The organism is Microcoleus sp. LEGE 07076 (genome assembly GCF_015207455.1).
Taxonomy (GTDB): Bacteria; Cyanobacteriota; Cyanobacteriia; order Cyanobacteriales; family Microcoleaceae; genus Microcoleus.
This window is the reverse complement of the sequence record NZ_JADEWV010000450.1, coordinates 1-1,577: the sequence shown is the minus strand read 5'-3', so window position 1 is coordinate 1,577 and position 1,577 is coordinate 1. Positions and strand designations below refer to the sequence as shown.

At 47.9% G+C, this 1,577-nt stretch carries 1 protein-coding gene; it reads left to right on the top strand.

Translation table 11 applies throughout. The features are described from left to right. The coding region (locus tag IQ270_RS30130; protein WP_228056841.1) for a transglutaminaseTgpA domain-containing protein at positions 1 to 1,577 on the top strand (1,577 nt) is incomplete at both ends.

The following is a 1,577-nucleotide window of genomic DNA, read 5'->3' as shown; positions in this document are numbered from 1 at the left end:
GGACTCTCGAAGGTAGAAAACATCCCTGCTGCTGCAGAAGCTAGAGAGAAAAAAAACAATTGGTCGCTATTTACTGCTACTTTATCCCCCAAGTATTTGAGTTTGCTGCTGTCGATAACTGTCGGGTTGGGGCTGGCTATTTTTGCGTTTTTGCCGCGCCTCCCCGGTTATCAATTGCGGACTTTTCCAGTGAGTGCTCCTATTGAATATCAGGGGGAGTTTGACTCGCGCAGCATTACCAATCCGGGGTATGTCAGAGGGGGAAATCAAAAAGGAACTGGCGGAGGAAGGGGGCGAAACCCAGAAAAAGGGCCGGGAGAGGTAGACTCTACTTTTTATTACGGTTTCAACCAGCGCATCAATCAAAATTTGCGGGGGGAAATGAAACCTCAAGTGGTGATGCGGGTGCGATCGCAGGCGGCGGGTTTTTGGCGGGTGTTGGGATTCGATAAATACACCGGTCAGGGTTGGGAAATTTCTCGCAACGACAGCGCTTTTAAGGTGAATCGACCTCGCTGGTCTTATCAATTTTATCTAAATCCTTTTCCCAATGCGCCCCGCTTTCAAGAGGTGATTCAAAGTTATACTATTATTGCTCAGTTGCCGAATTTGATTCCGGCTTTAAACAAGCCGAAGGAACTTTATTTTCCGACGACAGAGGTGGCGGTTGATGCGGAGGGTGGTTTGCGATCGCCTGTGGAATTGGCGGATGGTTTGACTTACACGGTGATTTCTAATGTGCCGTTTCGCGATCGCTCTTTGTTGGGACAAACAGGTACTAACTACCCGAAAAATATTCGCAAGTTCTATTTGGACGTGCCGCCGAAAATTGCGAAAAAGGTGCGAGAAAAAACTGAAGAAATCTTGTTGGCGAGAACAAGAGTATCTCAGTCAAATAGGGCGATCGATTCTCCTTACGAAAAAGCTCTGTACTTAGCTCAATATTTGAAGCAAAACCCGAATTACAAAATTGTCAAAGCCTTGCCTTATTTAGAAGAAAGTGAAGATTTAGTTGAGAGTTTTCTGTTTGGTTATCAAAAAACTCAAGACGGTAAAAAGGTAACAGGCGGATATCCCGACCACTTTTCGACGGTACTGACAATTATGCTGAGGTCGATCGGGATTCCGGCGCGACTGGCTGGCGGTTTCGACACGGGAGAATTCAATCCGTTTACAGGTTTGTATATTGTCAAAAATACCGACGCTTTCTTGATGACGGAGGTATATTTTCCCAATAACGGCTGGTTTGGTTTTAATCCGATTCCCGGTTATCCGCTGATTCCGGCTTCGGTGGAAGACAACCAGACTTTTAGCGCGCTGGAATCTTTTTGGAAGTGGATCGCGGGTTGGCTGCCAACGCCTCTCAGAAGCGGGCTCGATTCAGTTATCGGTTTTGTAATTGGCTGGATCAGTTTGATTCTGGGCTGGCTTCTGGGACAGTTTGCGAAGGGTTGGGCGGGGTTGTTTACTGGTTTGATTGGTGCGATCGCCTTTGGGTTTCTTGGCTGGTTAATTTGGCAAGGGTGGCGCAAGTGGCGCTACCGCCGCTGGCTGGGGAAGTTGCCGCCGGTGGAGGG